Origin of the sequence: Paenibacillus sp. J23TS9, from assembly GCF_018403225.1 — a bacterium.
Classification (GTDB): Bacteria; Bacillota; Bacilli; order Paenibacillales; family Paenibacillaceae; genus Paenibacillus_AQ.
Genome location: NZ_BOSG01000018.1, coordinates 1 through 614, shown reverse-complemented (window position 1 = coordinate 614; position 614 = coordinate 1). Strand labels below are relative to the sequence as shown.

3 tRNA genes and 1 rRNA gene are annotated in these 614 nt (G+C 51.8%); all 4 read left to right on the top strand.

The annotated features are described in order from the left end of the window. The first annotated feature begins 8 nt into the window (after positions 1 to 8). Positions 9 to 125, top strand: a 5S ribosomal RNA gene (gene rrf / locus KJS65_RS29495). Positions 126 to 186: 61 nt separating this feature from the next. Further along, a tRNA-Ile gene (locus KJS65_RS29490) sits at positions 187 to 263 on the top strand. A gap of 73 nt (positions 264 to 336) precedes the next feature. Then, positions 337 to 412: transfer RNA gene (locus KJS65_RS29485), tRNA-Ala, on the top strand. Positions 413 to 490: 78 nt separating this feature from the next. Beyond that, positions 491 to 565: transfer RNA gene (locus KJS65_RS29480), tRNA-Glu, on the top strand. The last annotated feature ends 49 nt before the right edge of the window (positions 566 to 614 follow it).

Genomic DNA, 614 nt, shown 5'->3' with positions numbered 1-614 from the left:
AAATCCTGTTTGGTGGCGATGGCGGAGGGGTTCCACGCGTACCCATCCCGAACACGACCGTTAAGCCCTCCAGCGCCGATGGTACTTGGACCGAAGGGTCCTGGGAGAGTAGGATGCCGCCAAGCAATCCCCTTTCGGGGAATTTTTTTTGCCTAAATCTCTACATGTATAATTGTTCTTAGATAAGGGCCCTTAGCTCAGCTGGTTAGAGCGCACCCCTGATAAGGGTGAGGTCGGTGGTTCGAGTCCACTAGGGCCCACCATATATAACTTCATAAAGTGAGTTCCGGGGTCATAATAAACCTCGAAGCCATACTTCGCTTTTGGGGTGAATATGGGGCCATAGCTCAGCTGGGAGAGCGCCTGCCTTGCAAGCAGGAGGTCAGCGGTTCGATCCCGCTTGGCTCCACCAATATTCCCTAATAGCTCAATTGGTAGATAACAATCGAGTTGTCCAGGTTCGAGTCCTATTCGGGGATCAACCATATAAGGCCCGTTGGTCAAGGGGTTAAGACACCTCCCTTTCACGGAGGTAACAGGGGTTCGAATCCCCTACGGGTCACCATTAATTTTACGCTTCGATTGGGGATGAGAATCCATAAGGGTTCGTCGGA